Raw genomic sequence first — 26,165 nt, 5'->3', positions numbered from 1 at the left:
TGATCCCAAGATGGCGATCAAGGCCCGGTTTGACTAATCAGTTATGTTGGCTCTATGCTGTAGAAAATCTACAGGACTATGTCATGGCAGCCCTTCCTCCTCTGAATGCCTTGCGAGCCTTTGAAGCCTCTGCGCGACATTTGAATTTTCGACTGGCCGCCGAAGAACTGGGCGTGACGCAAGGCGCGGTTGCACAACAAGTGAGGGGTCTAGAGGCCAGGCTGGGTAATGTTCTGTTCGACCGCTTGCCGCGTGGTTTGCGGCTGACTGAAGCCGGACGCAAGTTTCATGCGCCTTTACGAAGGGCCTTCAGGTTAATTGAAGAGGCTGTAGAGGAGTTATCGCCGGACCGTCAGGTCATATTGTCGGTCACGCCTAGCTTTGCCTCAAAATGGCTGGTGCCACGACTATCGGATTTCATCGACTCGTATCCGGACATCTCGGTTCAGGTGGACGCGCGCGAACGTCTGGCGGATTTCAAATCGGATGGCGTGGATCTGGCGGTCAGGCAGGGCAGGGCGCCCTTTGGGTCCGACCTGGATGCCGTGCCGTTGTTCTCAACAGAATTCGTCCCGGTGTGCAGCCCATCCATTGCCGGGCAAGTGACCCATCCCTCTGATTTGCTTGGGCAAGTATTGCTCAATGACACTCACGGGTTGTGGCCTTTGTTTCTTGATAGGGTGGGCGTAAGCGGCAAGCCACGGACGATGAGCTTCAGCCAGACCAGTCTTGCGATTGATGCCGCACTGTCCGGGCAAGGGATCGCACTTGCCAATGCGCCGCTGGTCGCGTCCGAACTTGCAACGGGCCGTCTTGTCCAGCCACTTGAGGATGTCTTGATCGAAGATCTGGGGTTTTACATTGTCGCGCCGCGCAAGCCTCGGCAGCCGCAAATGGTTGAGATCATGCGCAACTGGTTGTTGTCTCAGGTCTGAAGGGTGGCTGCGATGGCTTCGATCCGGGCGCGCAGCCAACGGTGTGCGGGGTCATTTGCGGATCGCTGATGCCAGACCATGTAGATGGACACAGGCGGGCATTTGAAAGGCAGCGGCGCGCAATCCAGCGCGGCAAGCGGCCCCTGTTTCATCAGTGCTGTATCGGTCGAGATCAGATCGCTGCCCCGCACAAAAGCGGGGATTGCATTGAAATGCGGCAAGGTCACAACGGCGGGTCTGATCTGGCTTTGATCGACGCCGCGCATGACAGCGCGGGCGTTGCGGCCATCGGCAAAGCGCACTTCGACGTGATCGCTGTCGCAATATGCCTGCCAACTGTCCGGCGGATTGCGTTGTGCGGCGTCGTAGAACATCATCAGCGGGCTGGTAATCAGGCGTTTCTGAAAGATATCCGGCCCATCGGGTGGCAGTGGGGTCAGCATCAACTGGCATCGGTCACTGCGCAGCAGGTCAGGATCTGGAACGCCCGAGGGGATGAATTCCAACTTCAGACGCACTTTTTCGGCGCGGGTTTCGCGAAGGAGTTGCGGAAAGATCAACTCACGCGGCATGTCGTTGGTGGCGATGCGTATGTCGATCTGTTCGAACAAGGGGTTGAACGGTCTGCCCTCGGTCAGTGCGCGCATTCCGTCCAACACCCTTTGGGCCGGGTCTTTCAGGGACAGGGCGCGCTCGGTCGGAATCAGGCCCTGACCGGAACGGACAAACAGCGGATCACCCAACACCTGCCGCAACTTGGCCAAAGTATGGCTGATCGCGGATTGCGTGACGCCCAGTCGGTCCGCAGCTTTCGAGACCGAGCTTTCCTCGAGTATGGTCAAAAATGTGCGCAGGACTTTGCCGTCGAGGTCTGTGAAATCGATTTTGCTCATACCGTTTATGATTATGCATGAATGGTTTTGCTGTCCATGTCGGGATAGGAGATGGTAAGCAACAGGAGGCGCATAATGGGAATCCGCTTTTTCTCGGATAAAAACCGGCCCGTTCACATGGGGCGTTACCCGCTGGAGCGTTTGGCCCGGACGGACGAAGGGCCGGACCTGTCGCTTGTTCCTTCGATGGCTGAACTGAGTTTTCACCGACCGGAACATCCAGGCAGCATCGTCAACGCGATGGGCGAATTTCAGGCGATGATGGACGCCATTCGCGACGGGCTGGTGAACCCGGTTGCGTCAGAGATACCTTCCGACCCGCAGGAACGTGCCAACCATCTGAAAGCGTTTGGGTATTTCAACGATGCGTCAATGATGGGCTGCGGGCCTTTGCCGTCGGCTGCTTTGCTGGCGCAGCCGCGCCGCAACCCGGATATTGACCGGCTTGCCCATACGTTGCGTACACGCCAGACCAAGACTCTGGCCTCGGGGATCGACGTCATCATGGCGGATCTGAAAGACAGTATGGAGGCTGCGCCCAAGCCGATCGACAGCCACCGGAACAGCATCGTGTTTCTGTACGAATACAATCGCGACCCAGACCCATCAGAACCCGGCGCAGACTGGATCACAGATGCGCAGGATCATCGCGCCTGTTTGCTGGCCACCGAAAATGCCGTGGTCATCGCCAACTATATCCGTCTGCTGGGTTTTGACGCGCGGGCGCACAGCGTGATGTCGTCAGAAGTTGATTTGGGCAAGTTGGCCGTGGCCGCCGGGCTGGCCTCGGTCGAAGACGGGGAATTGATTGCTCCGTGGCTGGGGACACGATTTGGTCTGGCTGCCGTCACGACCGAGATGCCCATTGCCCATGACCGACCGCTCAAGCCCATGGCGCAACAGCCCTGGTTTCACACACATGGGCCGGCATGGTGGCTGGGAACTGGCTTTGCCAAAAATGCCCTGAACCGTGATCCGTATTCCAAACGGCGCTATGTGGACGGAGCCCATCCGTTCGAGAAACTCAAACGGGTCGAGACGCCGACCACGTATATCGACGAAGAAAACGTCGCCCGTGTACCCAAACGCGCTGACATGTTTGCTCGCGCGCAATTCGGGGATATGGGCAAGTCGCTGCAGGACGCTGCGAAAGGCGGGTACTACGTTCGCAAGGCCGCGCCCAGCTTCGCGCAACGCCGCGCGTTGGGGGCCTTTGTGTTGTTACAGGATGGTGAAAGCGCTGAGGCTGCAAAGCCAACGGATGCCGCTCGGAATGCGGCGAATATAAAAGCGGCGACCTATTTCCTCGGGGTCGATGCGGTGGGCCTTAGCCGCTGCCCGAAATGGGCGTGGTATTCCCACGACGCGACGGGCGAAGAAATCGTACCACCCCATGATCAGGCGATCAGCATGATCATCGATCAGGGCTATGAAACGATGGAAGGGGCCAGCGGTGACGACTGGATCAGCGTTGCTCAGTCCATGCGTGCCTATCTGCGCTTTTCCCTGCTTGGGGGCGTGATTGCACAGCAAATCCGCAACCTTGGCTACAAGGCCAAAGCGCATACGGTGATGGATGGTGAGGTGCTGCAGCCGCCGCTTCTGTTGCTGTCCGGTCTGGGTGAGGTCAGTCGGATCGGAGAAGTGATCCTGAACCCTTATCTCGGCCCGCGACTGAAGTCCGGGGCTGTGACCACCAATATGCCGATGGAACACGACAAACCGATTGATTTCGGCCTGCAGAGCTTTTGCGAGTCTTGCAACAAGTGCGCGCGGGAATGTCCGTCGGGCGCGATCACGGCCGGGCCGAAGCTGATGTTCAACGGCTATGAAATCTGGAAATCCGACAGTCAGAAATGCGCCACCTATCGTGTGACAACACCAGGAGGGGCGATGTGCGGGCGGTGCATGAAGACCTGCCCTTGGAACCTTGAAGGCATCTTCAAGGAACGGCCGTTCCGCTGGGCCGCGATGAACATCCCCTCTGCCGCGCCCGCACTGGCCAAGCTGGACGATGCGGTCGGCAATGGCGGTCTGAATGACATCAAGAAATGGTGGTGGGATATTGAGCTGCAGCCGGACGGTTCCTATCGCCCCACAACGCACCCGTTGAACCGGCGTGATCTGCAAACGGATCTGGACCTGAAATACGAAGATCAGACGCTGGCCGTCTATCCCGCCTATCTGGCCCCACACCCGTGGCCCTATCCCTTTGCCATGGATCGCGAGGCCGGGATTGCGGCCTACGAGGCCATGGTGACAGCCGATGAATACAAGTCCCGCAAGGCCAGCGGGGATATGTCGGTCATCCACCGCTATCAGATCGCCGGTGACGCACCGGTGATGCGGGTTGCCGTGACCAAGGTCGATAAGATGAACGCCGATGTAACGAAGTATGAATTCTCAACGCTGGACGGTGCGCCCCTGCCGGGATGGGCGGCGGGCGCACATCTGGACGTATTGGTCGCGCCGGAATTCTTGCGGCAATACTCCATGTCCGGCAACCCGTCAGACAGGTCGACCTATCAGATCGGTGTATTGCGCGAAGACAAAGGGCGCGGTGGTTCGGTGCTTTTGCATCGTATCTTCAACGAGGGGCGCAAGGTTTTCATTTCAAAACCGATCAACCATTTCGAACTGGATGAAACGGCAACCAAGACCTTCCTGATGGGCGGTGGTATCGGCATTACTCCGATGATCGCCTTTGCCCATCGCCTGCACGCCTTGGGTCGAGAGTTCGAGTTGCATTACTCGGCTGGCACGCGGGGCGGGGCTGGGTATCTGGATGATCTGGCCGCGATGCCCTGGGCAGATCGCGTGCATTATCATTTCTCAGATGAAGATACCCGCGCCGATTTGGATGCGATCCTGTCTGGCTATCAGGACGGATGGCATGTCTACACCTGCGGACCGGATCGCTACATGGACGGGGTGATACAAGCGGCTGAGCGCCAAGGTTTCCCGGAAGAGACGCGACATTTGGAATATTTCTCGGTTCCCGAAACGCCCGAATACGAAAACCATCCTTTTGAAATCAAGCTTACCCGTTCGGGGAAAACGCTGTCCGTGCCGGCAGAAAAGGACGCCGCTCAGGTCTTGAATGAAGCTGGGTTTCACGTGGATGTGAAATGTGCTGACGGCATCTGCGGCGTGTGCAAATGCGGTGTCGTTTCAGGTGAGGTCGAGCATCGGGATTTCGTTTTGTCCAAGAAACAGCGCGAAGGCGCGATGATCCTGTGCCAAAGCCGAGCGGCGGAACCCGACGGCGTGATTGAAATCGATCTCTGAACCCTTCCTAAAAGCGACATCTGGAATTTGAATTTTGGTCGCTCGGCCCATGGACGCCGGACGAGGGGTGAATTAACGTCGCCCCGAACCCAGATATCCCTGATCAACAGGTACGAGGTAGCTTCATGGATTATCACAGCCCCGCCAGCTTTGCCGAAGCTTCGGCTCTGGCTTCAAATGCGACGGGTATTACACGGTTTCTGGCGGGTGGCACCGATGTTTTGGTGCAGTTACGCTCGGAACTGGTGACACCCGATACGCTGATCGACATCAAGAAAATCAACGGTGTACACGACATCACCCGCAATGCCGATGGCAGCTGGACGCTTGGTGTGGCCGCAACCGGTGCCGAGATGAGCGAGCATCCTGATCTGGGCAAAGATTGGCCCGGCGTGGTTGAGGCGATGGACCTGATCGGATCCACCCAGGTGCAGGGGCGCGCAACTTTGACCGGCAATTTGTGCAACGGGTCTCCGGCGGCTGATTCCGTGCCAGCGATGGTTGCAGCGGGTGTGACGGTCACGGTCACCGGCCCGGATGGCACCCGTGAGGTTGCAGTCGAGGATATCCCCACTGGCCCTGGCAAAACCGCACTGACGAAGGGCGAGGTCATCTCGGCCGTCCATATTCCTGCTCGGGGCGACAGCGCAGGTGATGCCTATCTTCGATTCATCCCGCGTACGGAAATGGACATCGCCGTTGTTGGCGTCGGCGTAAGCTTGCGTCTGGACGGAGACACCATCGTCGAAGCTCGGGTGTCTTTGGGGGCGGTTGCCCCCACGGTTCTGCTGGTGGAAGATTGCGCGAAAGCCCTGATCGGCAGCACGCTGGACGATGCCGCGCTGGATGCGCTGGCTGCTGCTGCCTCTGCCGCCTGCAATCCGATCGACGACAAACGCGGCACGATCGCATTCCGAACCGAGGTGGCTGGCGTTCTGGCCAAGCGCGCCGCGAAAATCGCCTATACCCGCGCAAAGGGAGAAAACGCATGAGCAAGCTCCACGTATCCACTACCGTGAACGGGGACACGGTTGAATACCTTTGTGACCCGCGCGAAACTTTGCTGGATTGTCTGCGCGACAAGCTGAACCTGACCGGCGCGAAAGAGGGCTGCGGCACCGGGGATTGCGGTGCGTGTTCCGTCACCGTTGATGGCCGTCTGGTCTGTTCTTGCCTGATGCTGGGCGTCGAGGCCGAGGGTAGGCAAATCGAAACCGTCGAAGGCATTGCAGACGGCGACGTTCTGCATCCGCTGCAAAAGAAGATGATCGAATACGCTGCTTTGCAGTGTGGTATCTGTACTCCGGGTATTCTGGTGGCGGCCAAGTCGCTGCTGGAGAAAAACCCGAACCCGACCGAAGAGGAAACCCGGTATTGGCTGGCAGGCAACCTGTGCCGCTGCACCGGGTATGACAAGATCATTCGCGCCGTGATGGATACGGCGGCTGAGATGCGGGAGGCGTCGTAATGGCTCTGGACGATCGTAAATCAGGTTTCACATTTGTGGGCACTCGCCCAAACCGCCCTGACGGTCTGGACAAGGTTACAGGCCGTGCCAAGTTCGGCGCGGATATTTCGGCACCTGGAATGTTGCACGGCGCTGTTCTGCGCTCTCCTCACGCCCATGCACGGATTGTGAAGATCGATACGTCAAAGGCCGAGGCTCATAAGGATGTCAAAGCCGTTGTGACCCGTGCGGATTTTGCGGACGTGCCCTTCAAGCCGGGGCTGGAAGGCGAGTTCTGGAATGTTCTGGAAAACGTCATGGCTGGTGAGAAGGCGCTTTATGACGGTCACGCGGTAGCTGCCGTGGCGGCGACATCTGCGCTGGCGGCCCGTGATGCGCTCAAGCTGATCGAGGTCGAATACGAAGTACTGCCCCATGTCACCGACGTGGACAAGGCAATGGCTTCGGACGCACCTATCATCCGCGAAGGCGCGGCAGACTATTCCGTACCCGAAGGGATGCACCCCAACGTGGTCCGCTACCATGAAAGCGGTCACGGCGATGTCGAGGCCGGATTTGCCGAGGCCGATCTGGTGATCGAAGACAGCTTTGTGACCGAGGCGACCCACCAGGGTTATATCGAACCGCACGCCTGTCTGGGCATGTTGGGTAATGACGGCAAGGGCGAACTGTGGTGCACAACGCAAGGCCACTGGATTGCGCAGAAAACCTGTGCCGCGTTGCTGGGCATCGAAACCTCGCAACTGCGTGTCACCGCGTCTGAAATTGGCGGGGGGTTTGGTGGCAAAACCACAGTTTTCATTGAACCTGTTGCACTGGCGCTGAGCCGCAAGGCCAATCGTCCGGTTAAGATCGTCATGACGCGATCCGAGGTATTCCGAGCAACCGGTCCGACGTCTTCCGCATCGATGGACGTAAAGATCGGGATGAAGAAGGACGGTACGATTTCGGCAGCACAAGGCGTGTTCCGCCTGCAGGGTGGGGCGTTCCCCGGCGCACCGGGCGACATGACCGCCATGTGCGCCTTTGCGCCTTATAACCTGACCAACGTCAAGCAAATTGGCTATGACGTGATGTCGAACCGGCCCAAGCAGGCGGCCTACCGGGCACCGGGTGCGCCGATGGGGGCGTTTGCGGTTGAATCGGTCATCGATGAGCTGTGCAACAAGCTGGGTCTCGACCCCGTCGACGTGCGCCTGAAAAACGCCGCCCATGAAGGGACTAAGGCCAGCTATGGCCCGACCTATGAACGCATCGGTCTGGTGGAAACGCTTGAGGCTGCCAAGGCGCATCCGCATTACGCAGCACCGCTGAAACCGGGGCAGGGGCGGGGGATTTCCTGCGGGTTCTGGTTCAACCATGGTGGTGAGACCAGCGTATCTTTGGCCCTGTCTGAGGATGGCTCGGCCCAGCTGATGGTCGGAACGCCTGACATTGGCGGGTCGCGCGCGTCGATGGCGCTGATGGCGGCCGAGGTTCTGGGCATTGCCTATGAGAACATCCGTGTCACCGTCGCCGACACCGCGACACTGGGTTACAACGACGTGAGCCACGGCTCGCGCGTGACCTATGCCTCGGGTCTGGCCACGATCAAAGCCGCAAAACATGCGGTCGAGAAACTATGCGAACGCGCGGCGGCCAAGTGGGGCATCCCGGTTGATGCGGTGAAATGGGAAGACGGTTGCGCGGTGCCTTCAGGCCCCAATGCAGGCGATTTCGATCCGATGCCGCTGGCCGACATCACTGCGGGTATGGGGTCAACCGGCGGCCCGATCTCGGGTCACTTTGAAGCCACCCCGGAAGGTGCGGGCGTGTCTTTTGGCACTCATATTGTCGATGCCGAAGTCGATCCTGAAACCGGCAAGACCTCTATCACCCGTTACACGGTCATTCAGGACGCCGGTAAAGCGATCCACCCGACCTATGTTGAGGGTCAATTCCAGGGTGGAGCCGCACAAGGCATCGGTTGGGCGCTGAACGAGGAATACATTTATGGCGAGGACGGGCGCTTGCAGAACTCGATCTTCCTCGACTATCGCATTCCCGTTGCCAGCGACCTGCCGATGATTGACACGGTGATTGTCGAAGTGCCCAACCCCGGCCACCCGTTTGGTGTGCGCGGCGTGGGTGAGACAGGCATCGTGCCGCCATTGGCTGCTATTGCGAACGCTGTGTCCAACGCGGCTGGCGTGCGGTTGAAGCAACTGCCCATGTCACCACCGCGCATTCTGGCTGCGCTCAAGGACAATGGTTGAGGTCCACCTTTGGTCCGGCCTCCGGTCATTGACCGGGGGCCAACAGGTGGTGGAGGTCGAGGCCAAAACCACCGGCGAACTTTTGCGGGCGTTGGTTCAGGCCCACCCGCAATTGCAAGCCCCCATCGATGCGGGGGTCTCTATCGCGATTGACGGGCGCGTCATTGCCACCGGGCTTACGGAACCAATCCCCGAGGGCAGCGAAGTCTATCTGATGCAACGCCTTAGGGGCGGTTAGACATCAGGCGACCAAGGCTCACGCCCCACCATTCGGTCGGCTTCTGCCGTGATGTCATTCATGTGCTGCTCAAGGCTCAGGCGCAGGGCCTCAAACTCTTCTTCACTGGCTTTGCGTGGCACCGTTTCGGTCCATTCGCGGCACAAAAATACCCCTTCGTTGCGCCAGGGGCGTGGCATCAGCAGGCGGTCCCATGTACCGGCCTCGCGCCCGTGTTTCGCAGAAAAGGTGATGCCAAATACCCGTTTGCCCGATGTACGCGCCCAGACCAGAGGTACAGTCGACAGCACTCGTTCAGGCCCGCGCGGCCCATCCGCAGCAATGCCGATGGAAATACCCTGCTTCATCTTACCAAGCACTTCACGCGACAGGGCCACGTGCCGCTTGTGGCTGGACATGGCGATTGTGTCCATACCGAACTGTTCCTGCACCCGGCCCACCATGCTGCCGGCGCGGGCTGCGGACGTGATCGAACAGATCCTGCCTTTGTCCAGTGGAAAGAAATACGGGGACTGCGCCAACCGCTGGTGCCACAGGACAACAATGACCGGCTCGCCCTGTTCAGCCAGTTGGTCCAGTTCTTCATACCCGATGCGTTGCCAGCGCGTGTTGCGGTTAACCCATCTAATATAGCTGGCGATCCGTCGTGCCACCCAGTTCAGCACAACTTCGCTGTCTGCGATCTTCTTGCGGAGGTTCACACGGGCTTCCTTTTGCTGACCGGACCTTGTCTTAGCGCACTGCACATTTTGCGCAACTTGTTTGTCGGATCAGATAGTGGTGTGGAATCTGAAAAAGCCTCTTGAGTCCGCCGCGCGGCTGGCATATCTGGGTGCTCACCACAGGGGTATAGCTCAGTTGGTAGAGCGACGGTCTCCAAAACCGTAGGTCGCGGGTTCGAACCCTGCTGCCCCTGCCATTTTTATTCCAAGCGAGAACCTGACCGGGGTGTGTATGCAGCCCACGCGAGTTCTGTGCACGTGACCTAAGTATAGACACCGTCGGCGGTCTGGGGCGAGTTTCAGAACTTTTCCGCAGAGTTTGAAGTCAATCCGATTTCTCGGGCTGGGACACGGCCCCCAGTTTCTGAGCCCAAAGTTGCCGATAATCCTGAAACAAATCAGTTCTTTTCATATGAAGTGCCGCCAAGGCACACGCGGCCCACATTGCGATATCGTATTCCGCGTCGCTCTTCTTCAATATATGGGCGTGTAGTGCCGCAGCTTCTGGTGTTGAAGGTTTATGCATGGGCGTCAATGCTCCGCTAGCAGTCAAAACCGTTTCGCAAAAGGACGTGGCAAGCGAATTGGCCACCTCCGCATAGAACATTATGCAGTGGCCATGTGAACGCGCAGCAAATATGTCGTTCATCTCCAGTTAACTTTGCGACAGCGCTTCAGCCCCAAAGAGAGGTTGGGCAACCGAGTGATCAGACCACCAATGCCTGATCTCCGATATTGGTCTTTTGCCGGGTTGGCATCGTTTTTGCCGGATGACCGTCGATCGTCAGGGCGAGGTCCTTATAAAACCCGTTGCTGTCGAACCACCAGCGATGAGATTTCATCAACTTGCGTTGACCTTTGGGAACCTCTCGCAAATATTGATGGTCGCAAAAAACATCCCAATGACCTTTCGAGGTCAGTTTGGGCATCCCGATGCGCCCCGCCCGCTGACGCCCGCCATGTACAATCCCCCCGGCCAGGGCCAGAACCTGGTCTTTGCCGCTGTAATAGTTGGTGAACCGCTTGCTGCGCTTCTTCAGAACCAGATCACCCCAGGCGCCTTTTTCTAACCACTTTTCATCGACATCACCAGACGCGAACACGACCTGATCCGCCGACCAGACCTTGTTTCCCGGTCCGGCGGCATCCCCGAAGTCCGAGAATGCGCGCAGGACAACCAAAGCCCCCATGGAATGCGCGATGAGGTGTACTTTAGGGCGAGGAGACATTCCCAGTAGCGGCAAAATCCCGTCCCCGACCAGATGTGGGGCTACAGCCTTGGCATCGTTACGATCCGAGTCGTAGGCGTGAACCGATCCGTCGCTGGGCCAGTCAAAGGCGACGACCGCCCCCTTATACCCGTCGGCCCTGAGATTGCTTTCAATTTTTGCCAGCCGGTCCAGCATACTCTTCTGGCTTGTATTGAACCCGTGGACATAGATCAGGACGTCAGTGTCTCCGCCTTCCTGGCGGACCAGATCCAGCCATTTGGCTTTTTTGATGATGCTGCCTTTGCGAATTTTACCCCCCGGGCTTTGTTGGGTGATGTGTACGTATCTGGTCTTTGCGGCAGGCTTTAAGGTGAATTTCTTCTTTTGTGCATTGTATGTACGGCGGGAAAAAAACAGGGCCATGCTTCAAACTCCATTCCAAGTAATCTGTGAAATCTGCCACGAAGTGTCATTTTTTCAAAATTCCTCGCCTTTCCAAAAGAAGGACAGTTGTCGCTGACAGTAAATTGCAACACGCGTATCCCGCGATGCAGGCTGCCGATCCCTGTTCCCTCTGCCGACGGAATGCCCTAGTGTCCGCTGCAATTACACAAACACATGCACGAGGGCCCATGTCGCGTTTTGACGGATATTTCCTGCGGCAATTGCTGATACTGTTCGGCTTTTTCACCCTTGTGCTGGTGGGCGTATTCTGGATCACCCGCTCTGTCAGCCTGTTCGACCGTGTGATCAGCGGTGGGCAATCGGCAATGGTCTTTCTCGAATTTACCGCACTGACGTTGCCAACTCTGATCCGCACGGTCATGCCCATGGCAGTGTTCGCCGCTGCCGTTTACGCCACCAACCGTCTTAGCCGCGAAAGTGAATTGGCGGTAATGCTTGCCACAGGCTCCAGCCCACGCAGGTTGGCGCGTGCCGTTGTGCTGTTTGGGGCGATTACCGGGCTTATGATGGCGGCCATCAGTGTTTTCCTGCGTCCTGCCTCGGTCGAGCAGTTGGAAATCCGACAGGCCGAAGTCGCGGGGGATGTGACGGCCCAGCTGTTGAACGAAGGCGAATTTCTGCACCCCGCTGAAGGTGTCACCGTATATATCGGTCAGATTGATCTGGACGGTACACTGCATGAGGTATTCGTTTCGGACCGACGTGACCCGGAAAACGCCGTCAGCTATTCCAGTGCCACAGCTTATCTGGTCAACAATGACACGGGCATTCATCTTGTTATGGTCGACGGCATAGCACTGCGCCTGACCAAAGAGGGGAGGCGGTTGTCTTCGACCCTGTTTCAGGATGCGTCTTATGACATATCAGAGTTAACCAACTCCAGCCCGATGGCCCAACGCAGCCTGGAAGCCATTCCAACGCATGAGCTTATCCAAAACCGGGCTGAGATTTCCGCCGCCGAAGGGTATAGCGAAGGCAAGTTGGTCGAAGAACTGCACCAGCGGTTTTCCTGGATTGCTATCTGTGTCGCCGTTGCCTTGGCTGGGTATTCAACACTGATGCTGGGCAGTTTTTCCCGGTTCGGGCTTTGGCCGCAAATCCTGGGTGCGTTCACCATTCTGGTGCTGCTTGAAGGTGTTCGCGGTTTTGTTTCACCGGTCGTCATAGATGATCCCAAGCTTTGGATTCTGCTCTATCTGCCCGCCATAATGGGGGTGTTGATTTCGGGCGTCTTCCTGCTGATTGCGGGGCGTCCTATTCTGCGCAAGCAAGCGCGTTCAGACAAAGTGATGTCGACACCCGCTTAGGCGCGCAGATCCGCCAGACAACTGCGAAGTTCGTCAAACTCGGGCTGTTCACTGCGCGTAACCAGATACATCGGCAATGGCAAGGCGACGCTGTTTTTGACTAGTTCCAGTTCGCCTGAGATGAGGTGGTCCGAAATGACGTAGTCAGGGAAATAGCCACATCCCCCACGCTTCAGGACATATCGCAGCGCCATCATGCAATTGCCCAGAAACAGCGTTTGCCCGGACGCTCGTCGTGCGGCGGATCTCACGTGATCCTGATAAACCTCGCCCAGCTCAAGGTTGACGAAAACCAGGTCATCGTCGGCGTTGTCTTTCTTCGGCGTTTGTACCAATGACAAAACCTCAGGCTCCAATTCGCGCCATGTGACACGCCGGTCCGTAGGTTTTTCATGGGTGACGGTTGCATCTAACACATGAGTTGCCACCGCTTCGACCATGTCGAGATCGTGATCGTAGTTCAGCGTCAACAACAGTTTGTCAAAACGCTGTTCAAAGCGCACTGCGAGGTCCACCAGCAATGGGTCCCAAATGCTGAGTTGCCCCCCCAAGCGCAGCGCCGGGCGGCTCTGGGCCTGCATCGGTAAATCGTGCGAAGCAAAGGCCCACAAAGAGAGCATCTGTTCCGCATAAGGTTTGAATTGCCGGCCGAATTCAGTCAGAGCCGTACCCCCGGCACCCCGTGTGAACAACGGCCTGCCGGTTTCTTCTTCGATCAGGCGAATGCGCGCGCTGACAGCTGTCTGAGTGACGTTCAACTTACGGGCCGCCGCGTGGAAACCACCGGTTTCGGCAACACAGAGAAATGTCTCAAGAGCTTTGGTTTGCATATTGAAAGTATTTTTTCATCAAAGCGATAAAATCAATTCATTTTTTTGAACAGCAAAGCTGCGGTATTTGTTAGGTCAGGAAACACGTCGGAGGATCAGCCATGCTGGACAAAAGCCACAAACCCACCTGGACCAGTTTTGAAGAGGCGACCAAGGCCGACTGGGACGCCGTTATGGAGTATGAAGAGGCCTATAATGCCGCTTTGCCTGACCGCATCCTAGACGCTATTCGGTCGTTGGATGAGGAATGGACACCCTATCCCGTGAACCGCTATCAACACAGCCTGCAGGCCGCGACGCGCGCGTATGAAGACGGAGCAGATGAAGAAGTGGTGGTCGCGGCCCTGATCCATGACACCGGCGATATTCTGTCGCCCTACAACCATGGTGAGCTGTCAGCAGCGATGATGAAGCCCTATGTCAGCGAGCGGACCTACTGGATTCTCAAACATCACTGCGTGTTTCAGGGGTATTACTACAACCACCACCTTGGCGGTGATCGCAACGCGCGCGATAAATACCGCGACAGCCCCTATTGGGAGGACTGCCGCTATTTCTGTCACGAATACGATCAGAAAGCGTTCGACCCGGATTATCCGACCAAACCGCTGGAGTTTTTCGAGCCCATGCTGCGCCGTGTCCTGAACAAAGGCGAAGGGCATATGGAGTTGAACGAAACGTCCGAGGGTTAACAGGCAGCCATCAGGCGATAGACGATCTGCGCGGCGGTAAAGTCCCAGGCGGCATTGCCGTCCGGGGCCAGTTCGACCACGTCGAAGCCCACGCATCTGCGGCCTTTCAAAGCGTGTTCGACCAGGCGCAAGGCTTGGTAGTACCCCAAACCTCCAGGCACGGGCGTTCCTGTCGCGGGCATCTGGGACGGGTCAAGGCCGTCGACGTCAAAGCTGACATAAACCAGTTCGGGGAAATCCTCGGGCAGGTCGACGGCGTGGATGTTTCCGGTGACCAGTTCCTCGGCATCCACGTGAAAGACGTGGTTCTTCAGACGGCTCTTGGCCTCTTCGGTGGAAAAGGCACGGACGCCGAACTGAGCCAGCCGGACGCCTTCTTCGGCCAGCAGGTGCATGACTGAGGCGTGGGAGTGCCTTTCACCCTGATAGGCGTTGCGCAGGTCGGCGTGGGCGTCGATCTGGACGATTCCGATTGGCTGACCCAAAGCGCGCGCTACACCCATGACTGCGCCGTAGCTGAGCGAATGCTCTCCACCCAAGGTCACAGGCACTTTGCCCGCACGAACAGCAGCTTCGGTGCACTGGGCGAGGCGTTCCATGACATCGGGCAGGGGGCCGTCGCAGTTCAGTGGTTCTTCGGTGAAGATGCCCTCGACACAAGGTTCGGCATGGCCAGTGATGCGTTCCAACTCGTTGCTGGCCTCGATGATCGCTTCGGGGCCTTTGGCAGTACCCGAGCCGTAGGACACAGTGCGTTCCAGCGGCACCGGTATAACGCGAAATCGGGCATCTTCGGTGCGCTCGGCTTCGGTCAGTTCACTGTCGAGGAAAATGCTCATGAGAGGCGGTCCTTAAAGTCGTCATAGCCGAACTGCTTGATGATTTTCAGTTCGTCCTTTTCGCTGTTCCACAGGGCGATGGTGGGCAGGGGAACACCGTTGAAAGTATTGGTCTTGACCATGGAATAATGGGCCTGATCGAGAAAAGCGAACCGCTGGCCGATTTCCAGCGGTTTGTCCCATGTGTAGTCCCCGATCACGTCACCGGCCAGACAAGACGGACCACCCAGCCGGTAGGTATGACCTGCCTCGGCCTCGTCCATCAGGGCGGGGCGATAGGGCGCTTCGATCACATCGGGCATGTGGCAGGTGGCCGAGATATCGGTGATCGCAAGGTTCATGCCGTTTGTCGGAAGGTCGAGGATTTCTCCGACCAGAATACCGGCATCCAGCGCGACGGCCTCGCCAGGTTCAAGATAGACATCCACATCGTAGGTCTTGCGAATGTCCTTGATGAATTTCACCAGACCCTCTCGGTCATAGTCGTCACGCGTGATGTGATGACCGCCACCGAAGTTGAGCCATTTGAGCTGACCCAGAAAGGGTTTGAGTTTGGGTTCAACGGCCTCCCACGTTCGTTGCAGTGGCCCAAATCCCTGTTCGCAGAGGGTGTGCATGTGCAGCCCACCCACACCGGTCATGGTTTCGGCGGTTAGTTGGCTGACCGGTGTGCCAAGACGTGAACATGGGGCGCAGGGATCGTATTTTGGAATCTCGCCTTCGGAGTGTTCCGGGTTGATCCGCAGACCGACTTGAACGCCCGCAGCCTGCGCCTTGGAGAGGAACCGATCTTTCTGAGCCGGAGAGTTGAAGATGATGTGGTCGGACAGTGACAGGATTTCGTCGATATCGCTGTCCTTGTACCCGGCGCAGAAGGTTGCGACCTCGCCACCGTATTCTTCGCGGCCCAGACGGGCCTCATAGATGCCGGACGCGCAGGTGCCGCCGAGGTGCTGGCGCACCAGTGGGGCCAGCGAGAACATCGAAAACGCCTTGAGCGCGCTAAGGACATGCGCGCCAGATTGCTTGCCAATGTCGGAGAGGATGGTCAGGTTGCGCTCGACGGCTTTTTCGTCGACCACAAAGCAGGGCGTGGGGACGCGGGTGAGGTCGAATTTGCGGAACGCGCCGGCGTCTCCGGCTTGTGTGGTCATCATGTCGGACATAACCGGCGTCTCCGTGTTGTGGAGAGGCCGGGGGCGCTGCCCCCGGACCCCCGGAGTATTTAGGAAAAGATGAAGTTAAAACTCGACCGGGCCGTCGAGTTCGTGGACCTGCCATGGCAGACCGTGGGTGTTCAGCATGTCCATGAAATCATCCGGGTCCAGCTGTTCCATGTTCCAAACACCCGGCTCGGACCAATTGCCTTTCAGCACCTGCGCCGCGCCGATCATCGCAGGGACGCCGGTGGTGTAGCTGACAGCTTGGGAGCCGACTTCGGCATAGCATTCCTCGTGGTCGCAGATGTTGTAGATGTAGTAGGTCTTTTCGCCCGAGCCATCCTTGGCTTGTCCCGTGGCGATGTCGCCAATGCAGGCTTTGCCTTTGGTCTCGGCGCCCAGATCGCCGGGATCGGGCAGCAGGGTTTTCAGGAACTGGATCGGAATGATTTCCTTGCCGTCATGCATCACCGGGTCGATGCGGGTCATGCCGACGTTTTCCAGCACTTTTGCGTGGGTAATGTAGGCGTCGCCAAAGGTCATCCAGAAGCGGGCGCGCTCGATCTCGGGGAAGTGGGTCGACAACGATTCCAGTTCCTCGTGATACATCAGGTACATGTTTTTGGGGCCGATGGCGGGGAAGTCAAACTCGACCTTGTGAGTCATGGCGGGGGAGTGTTTCCACTCGCCACCTTCCCAGTGGCGGACCTCGGCCAATACTTCACGCAGGTTAATCTCTGGGTTGAAGTTGGTGGCGAATTCCTGATCGTTCGATCCGCCATTGGCATCCAGCACGTCAATCTGGCGGATTGTGTCCAGTTTGTGTTTCTTGAGCCATTTGGCAAACACGCTGGTCACGCCCGGATCAAAGCCTGAACCGAGGATGGCGGTCAGGCCAGCCTCTTTGAAGCGTTCCTGATAGGCCCATTGCCAGTGGTATTCGAACTTGGCCTCATCCTCGGGCTCGTAGTTCGCGGTGTCGAGGTAGTGGATGCCAGCCTCAAGACACGCGTCCATCAGCACCAGATCCTGATAGGGCAGGGCGAGGTTCACGAGGATTTCCGCGCCGGTGTCCTTGATCAGTTTGACCGTGTCTTCGACTTTGTAGGCGTCCAGTTCAGCGGTTGCGATATCAACGCCCACACGCTCTTTCACTGCTTTTGCGATGGCGTCGCATTTCGATTTCGTGCGGCTGGCCAGAGTGATTTCGGTGAAGATGTCCGAGTTCATCGCCATCTTGTGCACTGCTGCGTGGGATACGCCGCCTGCGCCAACAACCAGTGTTTTGCCACTAAGTGAACCCATGGGGGTGATCTCCTCTCATAGGGGGTTATTCGTAATACGTGTAGCCGTTGATCGAGTCGCGATAGGCGCTCATCAGGGTTTTGCGGTCTTTGGCTTTCAGAGTACCGGTCGAGATTGCCTCGTCCACCATTTTGCGGAACGCGGCGACGCAATCGGTCGGGTCGAATTCGACATAAGACAGGACCTGGCTGATGGTGTCGCCCTCTTGTTCGTGCAGCAGGTCAAAGCCGCCATCGGCGCGCAGGTCGATGGTGACGACGTTGGTGTCGCCGAACAAGTTGTGCAGATCGCCCAGTGTTTCCTGGTAGGCGCCGACGAAGAAAACTCCCATGAAATATTCGTCGTCTTCAGGCAGCGAATGCACCGGCAGGCTGGGTGAGACGCCGTCGGCCAGGATGAAGCGGTCGATCTTGCCGTCGCTGTCACAAGTAATGTCGGACAGGACTGCGCGGCGGTCGGGTGTCTGGTTCAGGCCCTGAAGCGGTACGATGGGATGGAGTTGGTCGATGGCCCAGACGTCTGGAAGGGATTGGAAGAGCGAGAAGTTGCAGTGGTAGATATCGGCGACTTTCTCAAGCTGCTCGTCCACATCCGTGTCCAGTTCGTCAGAAGCGGCCAGCGCCTTGAGGCGGGCCATCAGCGACAGGTAGATACGTTCGGCACGCGCCATCTGCCGCAGGTCGACATAGCCGCGGCGAAACAGGGCGCGCAATTCGTTGCGGTAGAAGGTGGCGTCGTTCCAACACTCCTGCAGGCGATCGCTGGACAAATAGCCATGCACGGCGGCGAGGTCTGAGACCAGATGGTGATCGTCCGCTTCGACCTCGGGGCCGTTGGGCGCGTCGTAGAGGGTGCTTTCGAGCACGTTGAACACAAGCATCGAGGACGTCGCAACAACCGCACGCCCGCTTTCGGTGACCAGCGTGGGGTGGGCAATCTCGGCCTCATCCATCGCGTAGGCCACGGTTTCGACGACGTTTGCGCAGTATTCTTCGACCGTGTAGTTGATCGAGTTTTCGGCGGCCTTTTTCTCACCGGTGTAGTCCACGCCCATACCTCCGCCCAGGTCGAGATGGGTCAGGGGCACGCCCTCACGGGTCAACTCGGTGTAGTATCGGCAGGCTTCGCCCACAGCACGGCGGACATCGTTGACGTCCTGCACCTGGCTGCCCAGATGCGAGTGTTGCAGCTTCAAACAGTGCAACAACCCGGCTTCTTTTAGCTTGTCCACCGTAGCGACCAGTTGATCCGTATTCATGCCAAAGGCAGACCGGTCACCCGAGCTTTCTTCCCATTTGCCGCTGATCTGGTTAGTCAGTTTGACCCGGACACCGATCAGGGGTTCGATACCCAGTTCGTTGTAGACCTTGATCACCGTGTCTGCCTCTTTCGGGCTTTCCAAAACGATGACTGTGTTGAAACCAATCTTACGAGACAGGATCGCCAGCTGGATGAACTCGGCATCCTTGACACCGTTGCAGACGATCAGCGCCTCAGACGCCAGTCGATGCGCAAGGGCTACCACCAGTTCAGGCTTGGACCCGGCCTCGAGGCCATAGTTGTACTTCTTACCGAACTCGACGATCCGGTCGACCACCTGCGCCTGCTGGTTTACCTTGATCGGGAAGACACCGCGATAGGAACCCGTGTACCCCACGCGTGCGATGGCATCGTGGAAACTTTCGTTCAGATGCGCGATTTCATTTTCCAGATAAGAAGTTACCCGCAGAACCATCGGTGCTTTGATGCCCCGGTCATCCAGATCGCTCAGGATGCCCGGCAGGCTGATTGCTTCAGCCTCGGGCGCCATTGGATTGCGCAGACCGATCTCGCCCTGTTTCGTCACCTCAATGAGGCCTTTGCCCCATTTCTCAACCCCGTAGATAGAATGCGGTGCGTCGGGCGTCTGTTTCAATCAAGTCGGTCCTTAACGTAGGGGTGCCAGTTTCGCGCCCGCCAATACGGCAGCAGTTTGATTCTTCCAAGTGTAAACTATGTGACAGTGAAAACCGAGTTTTACGCGATGCGGCGGATCGGGATCAAATGATTGTCCCACTGGCACTTCTTATGGGCGCGGATCGCAGGCGAAGTATCGTTCAATACGCCAAACAGGCCAGTTCCGGTGGTAAAGACCAACCCGTCTGTGCTTGCGCCCAAGCCGCACACATCCTCTAACGCAAAGGCGTTCGTCAAGGCCCCTCTGGCTGTGTCGAACTGATGCAATGTGTTGCCGCGCGGGCAAGTGATGGCAATGGTCGCACCATCGGATGCAAAGGCGATGCTGCCCGCATAGCCTTGCAGCGCGCTTTGATCCTTGTCGGGGGCCGTCAGCAGACGAGGATTTTCACCCCGACGGTGCAGGCCCAGCAGGGGCGGATGCTCGGCGCTGCTGCCTTGCCACTGCATCGCAAAACCTACCAGCCCGTCTTGCCGAACGGCCAGATGCCGGATCGAGTTCTTGTGTAAATTTTGAGGCAGCGAAACCTGATCCAAAACAGTGCCGGACAGGCTGAGATAGGTCAGGTTAGGGGCCATTACCGGCAGGTTCAGCTTTGTACGCCCGGTTTCGGGATGTGTTTCGATCCCACCATTGGCGATCACAAGAGTTTGCCCATCGGGCATCAAACGTATGTCGTGCGGACCGATGCCGCCAGAGGAGAATTCACCTATACGTTCATAGCTTTCCGCATCCCAGATGCTGATGCGGCCTGCCCCGGCCTCATAGTCATTCTCGGTCGCGAAAAAAACCGTGCCGTCCGCCGAGAAGGTGCCGTGGCCATAGAAATGGCGACCTTCTGGGGCGGTAAGCTGTGCCATCTGCGCGCCGGTGGCGCAGTCAACGACTATGGCAAATGTTCCGGGGCGGCGGGCAAAGGCGACAGCCTGCGCCTTGAACGGGTGCGCTGCGGCTGCGTGTCCGCGAGCGGGCAGGGGCACAGTAAACAGGGTTTCGCCTTGTTCATCCAAACCCGCCAACCGGTACGAGCCATCGGGAAAAAGCCCTGCGGCCAGAAAGTCAGGAGCACCGACACTCGCCCATCCCTGGATCGGAGACAGGGTTGTCGCGGCCAGGCCGGCCAGAAAATGGCGTCGTGAGGGCACAGATCAATCCCCGTCCAGCGAATTGAAACCTGCGCTGATCCCAAGAGTTGGACCCAGTTCGGTGGAGGCAATACCGCGGATATCCCGAATGGATTGTTGCAGGGCCTCGATGCGAAACCGGGCCTGTGGGTCAGCGACACCGGCCAGCGCGGGATCGTCAATGGATTGGGCGTTCTCGATTGCGCGCGCAAAGGCGGCGTCCAGATCGGCTGCGATTTCGGGATAATCGAAGGACAAACGCGCCGCCAGATCGCGCAGGGCATTCAGCGAAAGTTCCACGTGACGCAAGGAGCGCTCGGATCGGCGGGCTTCGGCCCGGTTGGGACGCGGCCGGTCGAATGTGCCCAAGGGGCGGCCCAGTCGTGTATCGGCAGTAAACTCAAGCCCTGCAGACAGGGCTTTGAACAGCTCTTGCAAGGCTTCGTCCTGTGTCCGATACGGGCTGTTGTCTCCGGGCTGGGTCAGGCTGGGCGCGTAGCTTTGCCAGCCTTCTGTTATGGCTTGGGCGTTGGCGTCTATGTCCGCCGTGATCGCCTGAATAAGATCGCAGCGGTATTCTGCACTGCCCTGAACGGCAAACTTGGGATCGTACAACATCCGCTCCAACGCAAAGAACCCGCGCCCCGCGATGGACGTCTCGGAATAAGCTTCGGGGCTTTGCACTGCTTCATCCTCGGTCGCGATATGCTGTGACAACGCCTTCGCGGTGAACCCTTTCGTATCAGGCCAGAAAGCCAGCGCAAATGCGCGGTCATCGACCTCGGTTGGGCCAAATCTCAGATGGCTGGCGGAAATCCAGCTGTCAAAGGCGTCATCATATGCGGCACGCAAGGCGGGCGAGGTCGGGGTGCAATCTACCAAGGCGGCACTGACGAGTGCGCCGGTTGTCTCGGGTAACTTGTCGAAGCGGGGCAGGATATGCGTTTCGGTCACATCCATCAGGATTGGCGCGCGATCCTGCGCCTGTGCAGCGACGGGTATGATCAAAGCAGCGATGAGGGGCAGATAACGCATGGGTCAAAGGCTTTCCAGAAAACGGATCAAGGCATCGCGGTCTGACTTGGGCATCGAAACAACGGTGTCGCGCGCAGCCTGTGCCTCACCGCCATGCCACAAGATCGCCTCTAGCAGATTACGCGCCCGTCCGTCATGCAGGAATTGTGTGTGGCCCGATACGCGCTGGGTCAGACCAATGCCCCACAAAGGCGGCGTGCGCCATTCGCGACCCGTTGCACGGGCCTCGGGTCGGTTGTCTGCCAGACCGTCGCCCATGTCATGCAGCAGCAGGTCGGTATAGGGCCAGATCAGCTGAAAACTGTGCTCGGGCCGGTCTTCCATGCGATGGGTGACATGCGACGGTGTATGGCAGGACGCGCAGCCCGTGGCGTGGAACACTTCTTTCCCACGCAGCACTTCGGGGCTGTTTACATCCCGGCGACCGGGCACGCCCAGATTGCGGCTGTAGAAGGCGACCAGATCCATGCCTTGCTGATCAATCTCGAATCCGCGTACGTCACTGTCGCCATGTGGAGCTTCAACGCAGTTCAGTTGCAACTTGGTGCAATCGCCTTGCGGGGCAGGATAAAGCGGGCTGGAAATTCCAATATCTCCGGCAAATGCCGCAGCCGATTGTTCCATGATTGTCGGCATTCCCGCCTTGTGCCCGAACCGACCCATCATTGGTGCCCCATATTCGACGGACCAGACGATATTTGGGCGCCCTGAAATACCATCGCCATCTATGTCGTCAGGATCAGCCTGTGCCAACAGATCTTGAACCGGGATCGCCTCTAACAGACCTAGCCCGATCATCTGAGGTGCGACCCGAGGGCTCAGCATCGCATCGGGGTGCAACGGCCCATAGCCCAGATTTGCAGCTCCATAGGTCGGGTGGCGCAGTGATGCGGTTTCACCCTCTGATAACTCTACAGGGATTTCCTTGTACGCGATATCCAGTCGGTATTCTGCCGGATGCCCTGCCAACGCAAAGTCCTGCATCTGTCCGCCATAGTTGGGATCCGGCAGGGTTGCGATGTAGTCTTCGATCTCGGCAGGACCATCTTCTGGCGCTCCGGGGATCGAGATCCGAAGGAACATGGAAATCGCCTTGTCTTCAGGTCCGTTCGGCGTATGCCCGCGTCCATCCTTGATATGGCAGCGTTGGCAGGATCGCGCGTTGAACAGGGGCCCCAACCCGTCAGAGGCCAGCGTGGAGGAAGGCGAGGAGACCCAGATTTTTTTGAACAAACCATTGCCGACTTTAAAGTCTAGCTCCTGATCGAAACTCAGATTGTCAGAGGGCTGCGAAAACGCATCTGCGTTATTGCGCACGCGTACAGTCGCGGCTCCGGCAGCGAGCTCTTCAAACGGCTGCGGCGCGCCGAAGTCCTGCGGTGGGGCTGTGACGACGGCGATTCGGGCGCGTTCATCCGTGGTTCGGGGGGTGATGTTCAGATGCAGATCCTTCAGATCCGCAGACTGGGCAGGGGCGGCCGCAAAAGCGACCACCATCAGGGTAAAAAGGCTACTCGCCTTCGTCCATTTTTGACGCGTTGAGGTGCGCATAATTTGCTTCGCCGATCCTTTCGTACAGGTCGAGCTGCGTTTCGAGGAAGTCGATATGACCTTCTTCATCCGCTATCAATCCTTCGAACAGCGACATTGAGACATAGTCGCCCACTTCGCGGCAGTGATCGCGTGCCTCGGCATAAAGCGCGCGCGCGTCCAGTTCGGCAGCAAGGTCACATTCCAGTGTTTCCTTGGGCGTTTGCCCAATGCGCAGCGGGTCCAGTTTCTGAAGATTGGGATGACCTTCCAAAAAGATGATCCGCTCAATCAGCTTGTCCGCATGCTGCATCTCTTCGATGCTTTCCTCGCGGCTTTTCTTGGCCATATGGCCAAGGCCCCAATCATCTTGTAGCCGGTAATGCAACCAGTACTGACTGACTGCGGTCAGCTCATGCCGCAGAGATTTGTTGAGATATTCGATGACTTTTGGATCGCCCTTCATCTGCTTTCTCCTGAGTTACTGCTGCGCGTAAGGCACGCAGTTGCATTGGGACTTCCAGATTATCGCTTGCCCGCATTGTGTCTAGGAAAAGAGGCATGCACCCGCCACAATCCGTCGACTTTCCAAGGGCATGGTAGATTTTGCCGGGAGTGATAATGGCCTGTGGATCCGCCGTACGCATCCAGTCAATGGCGGCGCGGATATCATGATCAGAGATGTTGGTGCAGTGGCAGACAATCATTGTCGTTGGCTCGGGTTTTTTCAGGCGATCAGGTGGGGATATGGACCGGGAAACAGATTTTCCCGGCCCGCTCGGGGGTTATTGGAAAACTGCGTTGGGGTCATCCAGACTGTCGGATCCTTCAAACGCGATCCCGTCCAGTTCAAGTACTGTCACGATGCGTTCGATGGTTTTGGTTTGATCGACCAGACCGTTGACGCCACCCATGATCAGGGCCTCGCCACCTTCATTGCCGCGCTCCAACATCTGGTCATAAGCAAACCCTGCTTCCGCAGTCGACTTGATCTTGCCCAAGGCTTGCATGGTTGCGGCCAGTTTCGCCTTCATCTCGGTGTCCAGCGCCGGGTCGGTTGCGATAACCAAATCCGACAGGGACGCGCCCGAAATCGGGGTGCCGTCAATGCGAGTGTAGCTGCCCAGATAGACGTTCTGAATGCCCAGACCATCATAGTAATGGCTGTTGTGTGTATTGTCCGAGAAGCAGTCATGCTCTTCTTCGGGATCGTTCAGCATAAGCCCCAGACGCATCCGTTCACCGGCCTGCTCGCCATAAGACAGTGACCCCATGCCGGTCAGGATTGCACTGACGCCTGCGGCCTCGTTCTCCATCAGGGCGGCACGGGCTGCTCCGCCTTCCTTCCACTGATCTGCCATCCAGGCCAGGTCACTGACCAACAGGTTGGTCGCAGCACTCAGATATTGGGCGCGACGGTCACAATTGCCGCCAGTGCAGTCATCGCCCTGCACATAGTCGGTGGCAGGGCGGGTGCCCGCACCTGCGCCGTGGCCATTCATATCCTGCCCCCATAGCAGGAATTCGATCGCGTGATAGCCTGTGGCCACGTTGGCTTCGATTCCATCGGCCTCGTGCAGCGTTTCGCTCAGCAGTTCGGGGGTGATTTCGCCGGCGTCAATGGACGCGCCTGACAACTCGAAACTCGGGTTGGCGATGACGTTCAATACGGCAAATTCGTTCTCGTCAGTGGCACCGCCATAGGCTGCGTCGACATAATCGATCAGACCTTCGTCCAGCGGCCAAGCATTCACTTTGCCTTCCCAGTCATCAACGATGGCGTTGCCAAAGCGGTAAACCTCGGTCTGTTGATAGGGCACGCGTGCAGCGATCCAGGCGGCGCGGGCTGCGTTCAGTGTGGCATCCGAAGGATCTGCGATCAGCGCATCAACGGCTGTTTGGAGGCGTTTGGCTGCGATCAGGCTGTCATCAAATTTTGCTTCAGCAATATTGGCGTAGTTTTCCAATACATCTGCCTTGGCGGGTGCGTCACCGGCGAACGCGGCGGTCGCTGCGCAAAGTGTCAGAGCGCTGGCGGCTAAAAACAACTTGTTCATGGAATTGGTACTTTCTTGTCTGATTGTGCGGGAATGGCCCGCTCGCATTGCACCTGAATAACTGAGTGAATTACTCAGTAAAGTCAACCTGACTTTTATTGTCGGAAATAAATTCTAAGCGCAGCGCAGCTAAACTCCCCATATCTGGTGGGGTCGGAACAGGCCGTTGCAATTGCACCGCGGTTGATTCGCGCTAGAATCGGCGTTGTGATTCTGTTTGTGGCGGTTTGGTTAATGAAGTGTGCAGTCCTGGCCATGTTCCTGTTTCCTGCAGCTCTTGCAGCGCAAGCAACGCAGGTGACAACGCCGCATCAACATGGCACAGGTCAGTTGGACGTCGTCCTGACTGAGACAGGTTTTTCATTAAAACTCAGTGTGCCCAGCATGGACATCGTGGGATTTGAAGCTCCGGTGTCCAATGATGACGAACGTACGCAAGTCGCTATCGCGATTTCTGAATTGTCCGAGCCATTGGACCTGTTTGTTGTCCCGGAAGAAGCAGGATGTTTCACCGCATCCGCTAATGTGATCCTGACACACGAGATCGCGGATCAGGTCGATGCGGCCTCTGGAAAATCTTCCAGTGAAAGTCACGCAGAGTTTCAGGCAGACTATGTTGTCCAATGTCAGGACATGGGCTTGCTGGACCGAATTGAATTTGCCTATTTCGAAAAATTCAGTGGGACGGAAAAACTCTCAGTCCGTGTCGAAGCGGGCGGGGAGACGCAAACCCATGAAGCGACCCGCGTAAAGCGCAGCATAAACTTGCCGTAAGTCGGACGACTGCTGCATTTAGTGCGTGTTCGGGGGCTTCGGGATAGTGGTTAAGACTAGTCTTTAGCACAAACGCCGTA

Annotated in this window: 24 protein-coding genes and 1 tRNA gene; 10 read left to right on the top strand and 15 right to left on the bottom strand. The window is 57.7% G+C overall.

Going from position 1 to position 26,165, the window contains the following annotated elements; all coding sequences use genetic code 11:
• The first annotated feature begins 83 nt into the window (after positions 1-83).
• Entirely contained in the window at positions 84-935 is an 852-nt protein-coding gene (locus GS646_RS13370) for a LysR substrate-binding domain-containing protein (RefSeq protein ID WP_171186282.1), read from the top strand.
• On the opposite strand, the gene GS646_RS13365 is transcribed toward GS646_RS13370, so the two are convergent.
• The gene (locus GS646_RS13365; protein WP_171186280.1) at positions 926-1,828 is read right to left on the bottom strand and encodes a LysR family transcriptional regulator; all 903 of its coding nucleotides are present in this window, start codon (positions 1,826-1,828) and stop codon (positions 926-928) included. The two genes, GS646_RS13370 and GS646_RS13365, sit on opposite strands and share 10 nt — an antisense overlap.
• Positions 1,829-1,903: 75 nt before the next feature.
• On the opposite strand from GS646_RS13365, the gene GS646_RS13360 reads away from it, so the two are divergent.
• The 5 genes from GS646_RS13360 to GS646_RS13340 all read left to right on the top strand — a co-directional run bounded on the left by GS646_RS13360 (position 1,904) and on the right by GS646_RS13340 (position 9,077).
• The gene (locus tag GS646_RS13360; RefSeq protein ID WP_171647824.1) at positions 1,904-5,116 is read left to right on the top strand and encodes a reductive dehalogenase; all 3,213 of its coding nucleotides are present in this window, start codon (positions 1,904-1,906) and stop codon (positions 5,114-5,116) included.
• A 125-nt stretch (positions 5,117-5,241) separates the two neighbouring features.
• A complete protein-coding gene (locus tag GS646_RS13355) occupies positions 5,242-6,108 on the top strand; it encodes a xanthine dehydrogenase family protein subunit M (protein ID WP_171647826.1) in 867 nt (288 codons plus the stop codon).
• Complete coding sequence (locus GS646_RS13350; RefSeq protein ID WP_171091513.1) at positions 6,105-6,584, top strand: (2Fe-2S)-binding protein; 480 nt, start codon at positions 6,105-6,107, stop codon at positions 6,582-6,584. The genes GS646_RS13355 and GS646_RS13350 overlap by 4 nt, the downstream gene beginning before the upstream one ends.
• Entirely contained in the window at positions 6,584-8,839 is a 2,256-nt protein-coding gene (locus GS646_RS13345; RefSeq protein WP_171647828.1) for a xanthine dehydrogenase family protein molybdopterin-binding subunit, read from the top strand. The genes GS646_RS13350 and GS646_RS13345 overlap by 1 nt, the downstream gene beginning before the upstream one ends.
• Positions 8,832-9,077 (top strand): MoaD/ThiS family protein, encoded by a 246-nt coding sequence (locus tag GS646_RS13340; RefSeq protein WP_171105585.1) that lies wholly within the window; start codon positions 8,832-8,834, stop codon positions 9,075-9,077. Before GS646_RS13345 ends, GS646_RS13340 begins: the two co-directional genes overlap by 8 nt.
• Here GS646_RS13340 and GS646_RS13335 read toward each other — a convergent pair.
• Entirely contained in the window at positions 9,074-9,778 is a 705-nt protein-coding gene (locus GS646_RS13335) for a DUF374 domain-containing protein (RefSeq protein ID WP_171186272.1), read from the bottom strand. The genes GS646_RS13340 and GS646_RS13335 overlap by 4 nt on opposite strands.
• 142 nt (positions 9,779-9,920) lie before the next feature.
• On the opposite strand from GS646_RS13335, the gene GS646_RS13330 reads away from it, so the two are divergent.
• A tRNA-Trp gene (locus tag GS646_RS13330) sits at positions 9,921-9,996 on the top strand.
• Positions 9,997-10,124: 128 nt separating this feature from the next.
• Here the strand turns inward: GS646_RS13330 and GS646_RS13325 are convergent.
• Entirely contained in the window at positions 10,125-10,325 is a 201-nt protein-coding gene (locus GS646_RS13325; RefSeq protein ID WP_171188491.1) for a hypothetical protein, read from the bottom strand.
• A 181-nt stretch (positions 10,326-10,506) separates the two neighbouring features.
• A complete protein-coding gene (locus tag GS646_RS13320; protein WP_171188489.1) occupies positions 10,507-11,433 on the bottom strand; it encodes an alpha/beta fold hydrolase in 927 nt (308 codons plus the stop codon).
• A 209-nt stretch (positions 11,434-11,642) separates the two neighbouring features.
• Here GS646_RS13320 and lptF point away from each other — a divergent pair, with 209 nt between their 5' ends.
• Positions 11,643-12,782, top strand: coding sequence for an LPS export ABC transporter permease LptF (lptF, locus tag GS646_RS13315; RefSeq protein WP_171188487.1), 1,140 nt, complete (start codon positions 11,643-11,645; stop codon positions 12,780-12,782).
• On the opposite strand, the gene GS646_RS13310 is transcribed toward lptF, so the two are convergent.
• Positions 12,779-13,612 (bottom strand): LysR family transcriptional regulator, encoded by an 834-nt coding sequence (locus GS646_RS13310; protein WP_171188485.1) that lies wholly within the window; start codon positions 13,610-13,612, stop codon positions 12,779-12,781. The two genes, lptF and GS646_RS13310, sit on opposite strands and share 4 nt — an antisense overlap.
• A 101-nt stretch (positions 13,613-13,713) precedes the next feature.
• On the opposite strand from GS646_RS13310, the gene GS646_RS13305 reads away from it, so the two are divergent.
• Positions 13,714-14,304, top strand: a complete 591-nt coding sequence (locus tag GS646_RS13305; RefSeq protein ID WP_171188483.1) for an HD domain-containing protein — start codon at positions 13,714-13,716, stop codon at positions 14,302-14,304.
• On the opposite strand, the gene speB is transcribed toward GS646_RS13305, so the two are convergent.
• From speB to GS646_RS13255, 10 genes are all read right to left on the bottom strand, one after another.
• Positions 14,301-15,143: an agmatinase gene (gene speB, locus GS646_RS13300; RefSeq protein ID WP_171188480.1), complete on the bottom strand. Its 843-nt coding sequence runs from the start codon at positions 15,141-15,143 to the stop codon at positions 14,301-14,303. The genes GS646_RS13305 and speB overlap by 4 nt on opposite strands.
• Positions 15,140-16,309, bottom strand: coding sequence for a carboxynorspermidine decarboxylase (gene nspC, locus GS646_RS13295; protein WP_171647830.1), 1,170 nt, complete (start codon positions 16,307-16,309; stop codon positions 15,140-15,142). The genes speB and nspC overlap by 4 nt, the downstream gene beginning before the upstream one ends.
• Before the next feature lie 75 nt (positions 16,310-16,384).
• Positions 16,385-17,608, bottom strand: coding sequence for a saccharopine dehydrogenase family protein (locus tag GS646_RS13290; RefSeq protein ID WP_171188476.1), 1,224 nt, complete (start codon positions 17,606-17,608; stop codon positions 16,385-16,387).
• A 25-nt stretch (positions 17,609-17,633) separates the two neighbouring features.
• Positions 17,634-19,523 (bottom strand): biosynthetic arginine decarboxylase, encoded by a 1,890-nt coding sequence (speA, locus tag GS646_RS13285; RefSeq protein ID WP_171188474.1) that lies wholly within the window; start codon positions 19,521-19,523, stop codon positions 17,634-17,636.
• A gap of 101 nt (positions 19,524-19,624) precedes the next feature.
• The gene (locus tag GS646_RS13280) at positions 19,625-20,710 is read right to left on the bottom strand and encodes a DUF1513 domain-containing protein (protein WP_171188472.1); all 1,086 of its coding nucleotides are present in this window, start codon (positions 20,708-20,710) and stop codon (positions 19,625-19,627) included.
• Between the two features lie 3 nt (positions 20,711-20,713).
• A complete protein-coding gene (locus tag GS646_RS13275) occupies positions 20,714-21,724 on the bottom strand; it encodes an imelysin family protein (RefSeq protein ID WP_171188469.1) in 1,011 nt (336 codons plus the stop codon).
• Between the two features lie 3 nt (positions 21,725-21,727).
• On the bottom strand, positions 21,728-23,221 hold the full coding sequence (locus GS646_RS13270) for a di-heme oxidoredictase family protein (protein WP_171647832.1): 1,494 nt from the start codon (positions 23,219-23,221) through the stop codon (positions 21,728-21,730).
• Between the two features lie 13 nt (positions 23,222-23,234).
• Positions 23,235-23,720 carry a bacterioferritin gene (bfr, locus tag GS646_RS13265; protein WP_171647834.1) on the bottom strand — a complete coding sequence of 162 codons (486 nt, stop codon included), beginning with the start codon at positions 23,718-23,720 and terminating at the stop codon, positions 23,235-23,237.
• Positions 23,668-23,961, bottom strand: a complete 294-nt coding sequence (locus GS646_RS13260) for a bacterioferritin-associated ferredoxin (protein WP_171647836.1) — start codon at positions 23,959-23,961, stop codon at positions 23,668-23,670. The genes bfr and GS646_RS13260 overlap by 53 nt, the downstream gene beginning before the upstream one ends.
• 78 nt (positions 23,962-24,039) lie before the next feature.
• A complete protein-coding gene (locus GS646_RS13255) occupies positions 24,040-25,311 on the bottom strand; it encodes an imelysin family protein (protein ID WP_171647838.1) in 1,272 nt (423 codons plus the stop codon).
• 255 nt (positions 25,312-25,566) lie between these two features.
• Between GS646_RS13255 and GS646_RS13250 the strand changes: the two genes are divergently transcribed.
• A complete protein-coding gene (locus GS646_RS13250; RefSeq protein WP_171679258.1) occupies positions 25,567-26,085 on the top strand; it encodes a DUF2796 domain-containing protein in 519 nt (172 codons plus the stop codon).
• Positions 26,086-26,165: the final 80 nt, after the last annotated feature.

The sequence above is a fragment of the Ruegeria sp. HKCCD4315 genome (assembly GCF_013112245.1).
Taxonomy (GTDB): Bacteria; Pseudomonadota; Alphaproteobacteria; order Rhodobacterales; family Rhodobacteraceae; genus Ruegeria.
The sequence above is the reverse complement of the archived record's forward strand: the minus strand, read 5'-3'. Positions and strand labels throughout refer to the sequence as shown.

Bases quoted from the DNA above. Each gene is read 5' to 3' on its own strand.
- GS646_RS13250 (WP_171679258.1), top strand. From the start codon at position 25,567: ATGTTCCTGTTTCCTGCAGCTCTTGCAGCGCAAGCAACGCAGGTGACA.
- GS646_RS13355 (WP_171647826.1), top strand. From the start codon at position 5,242: ATGGATTATCACAGCCCCGCCAGCTTTGCCGAAGCTTCGGCTCTGGCT.
- bfr (WP_171647834.1), bottom strand. From the start codon at position 23,720: ATGAAGGGCGATCCAAAAGTCATCGAATATCTCAACAAATCTCTGCGG.
- nspC (WP_171647830.1), bottom strand. From the start codon at position 16,309: ATGTCCGACATGATGACCACACAAGCCGGAGACGCCGGCGCGTTCCGC.
- GS646_RS13305 (WP_171188483.1), top strand. From the start codon at position 13,714: ATGCTGGACAAAAGCCACAAACCCACCTGGACCAGTTTTGAAGAGGCG.
- GS646_RS13350 (WP_171091513.1), top strand. From the start codon at position 6,105: ATGAGCAAGCTCCACGTATCCACTACCGTGAACGGGGACACGGTTGAA.
- GS646_RS13275 (WP_171188469.1), bottom strand. From the start codon at position 21,724: ATGCGTTATCTGCCCCTCATCGCTGCTTTGATCATACCCGTCGCTGCA.
- GS646_RS13370 (WP_171186282.1), top strand. From the start codon at position 84: ATGGCAGCCCTTCCTCCTCTGAATGCCTTGCGAGCCTTTGAAGCCTCT.
- GS646_RS13290 (WP_171188476.1), bottom strand. From the start codon at position 17,608: ATGGGTTCACTTAGTGGCAAAACACTGGTTGTTGGCGCAGGCGGCGTA.
- GS646_RS13310 (WP_171188485.1), bottom strand. From the start codon at position 13,612: ATGCAAACCAAAGCTCTTGAGACATTTCTCTGTGTTGCCGAAACCGGT.
- GS646_RS13340 (WP_171105585.1), top strand. From the start codon at position 8,832: ATGGTTGAGGTCCACCTTTGGTCCGGCCTCCGGTCATTGACCGGGGGC.
- GS646_RS13255 (WP_171647838.1), bottom strand. From the start codon at position 25,311: ATGAACAAGTTGTTTTTAGCCGCCAGCGCTCTGACACTTTGCGCAGCG.
- GS646_RS13360 (WP_171647824.1), top strand. From the start codon at position 1,904: ATGGGAATCCGCTTTTTCTCGGATAAAAACCGGCCCGTTCACATGGGG.
- GS646_RS13260 (WP_171647836.1), bottom strand. From the start codon at position 23,961: ATGATTGTCTGCCACTGCACCAACATCTCTGATCATGATATCCGCGCC.
- GS646_RS13270 (WP_171647832.1), bottom strand. From the start codon at position 23,221: ATGGTGGTCGCTTTTGCGGCCGCCCCTGCCCAGTCTGCGGATCTGAAG.
- GS646_RS13345 (WP_171647828.1), top strand. From the start codon at position 6,584: ATGGCTCTGGACGATCGTAAATCAGGTTTCACATTTGTGGGCACTCGC.
- GS646_RS13325 (WP_171188491.1), bottom strand. From the start codon at position 10,325: ATGCATAAACCTTCAACACCAGAAGCTGCGGCACTACACGCCCATATA.
- speB (WP_171188480.1), bottom strand. From the start codon at position 15,143: ATGAGCATTTTCCTCGACAGTGAACTGACCGAAGCCGAGCGCACCGAA.
- GS646_RS13320 (WP_171188489.1), bottom strand. From the start codon at position 11,433: ATGGCCCTGTTTTTTTCCCGCCGTACATACAATGCACAAAAGAAGAAA.
- GS646_RS13365 (WP_171186280.1), bottom strand. From the start codon at position 1,828: ATGAGCAAAATCGATTTCACAGACCTCGACGGCAAAGTCCTGCGCACA.
- lptF (WP_171188487.1), top strand. From the start codon at position 11,643: ATGTCGCGTTTTGACGGATATTTCCTGCGGCAATTGCTGATACTGTTC.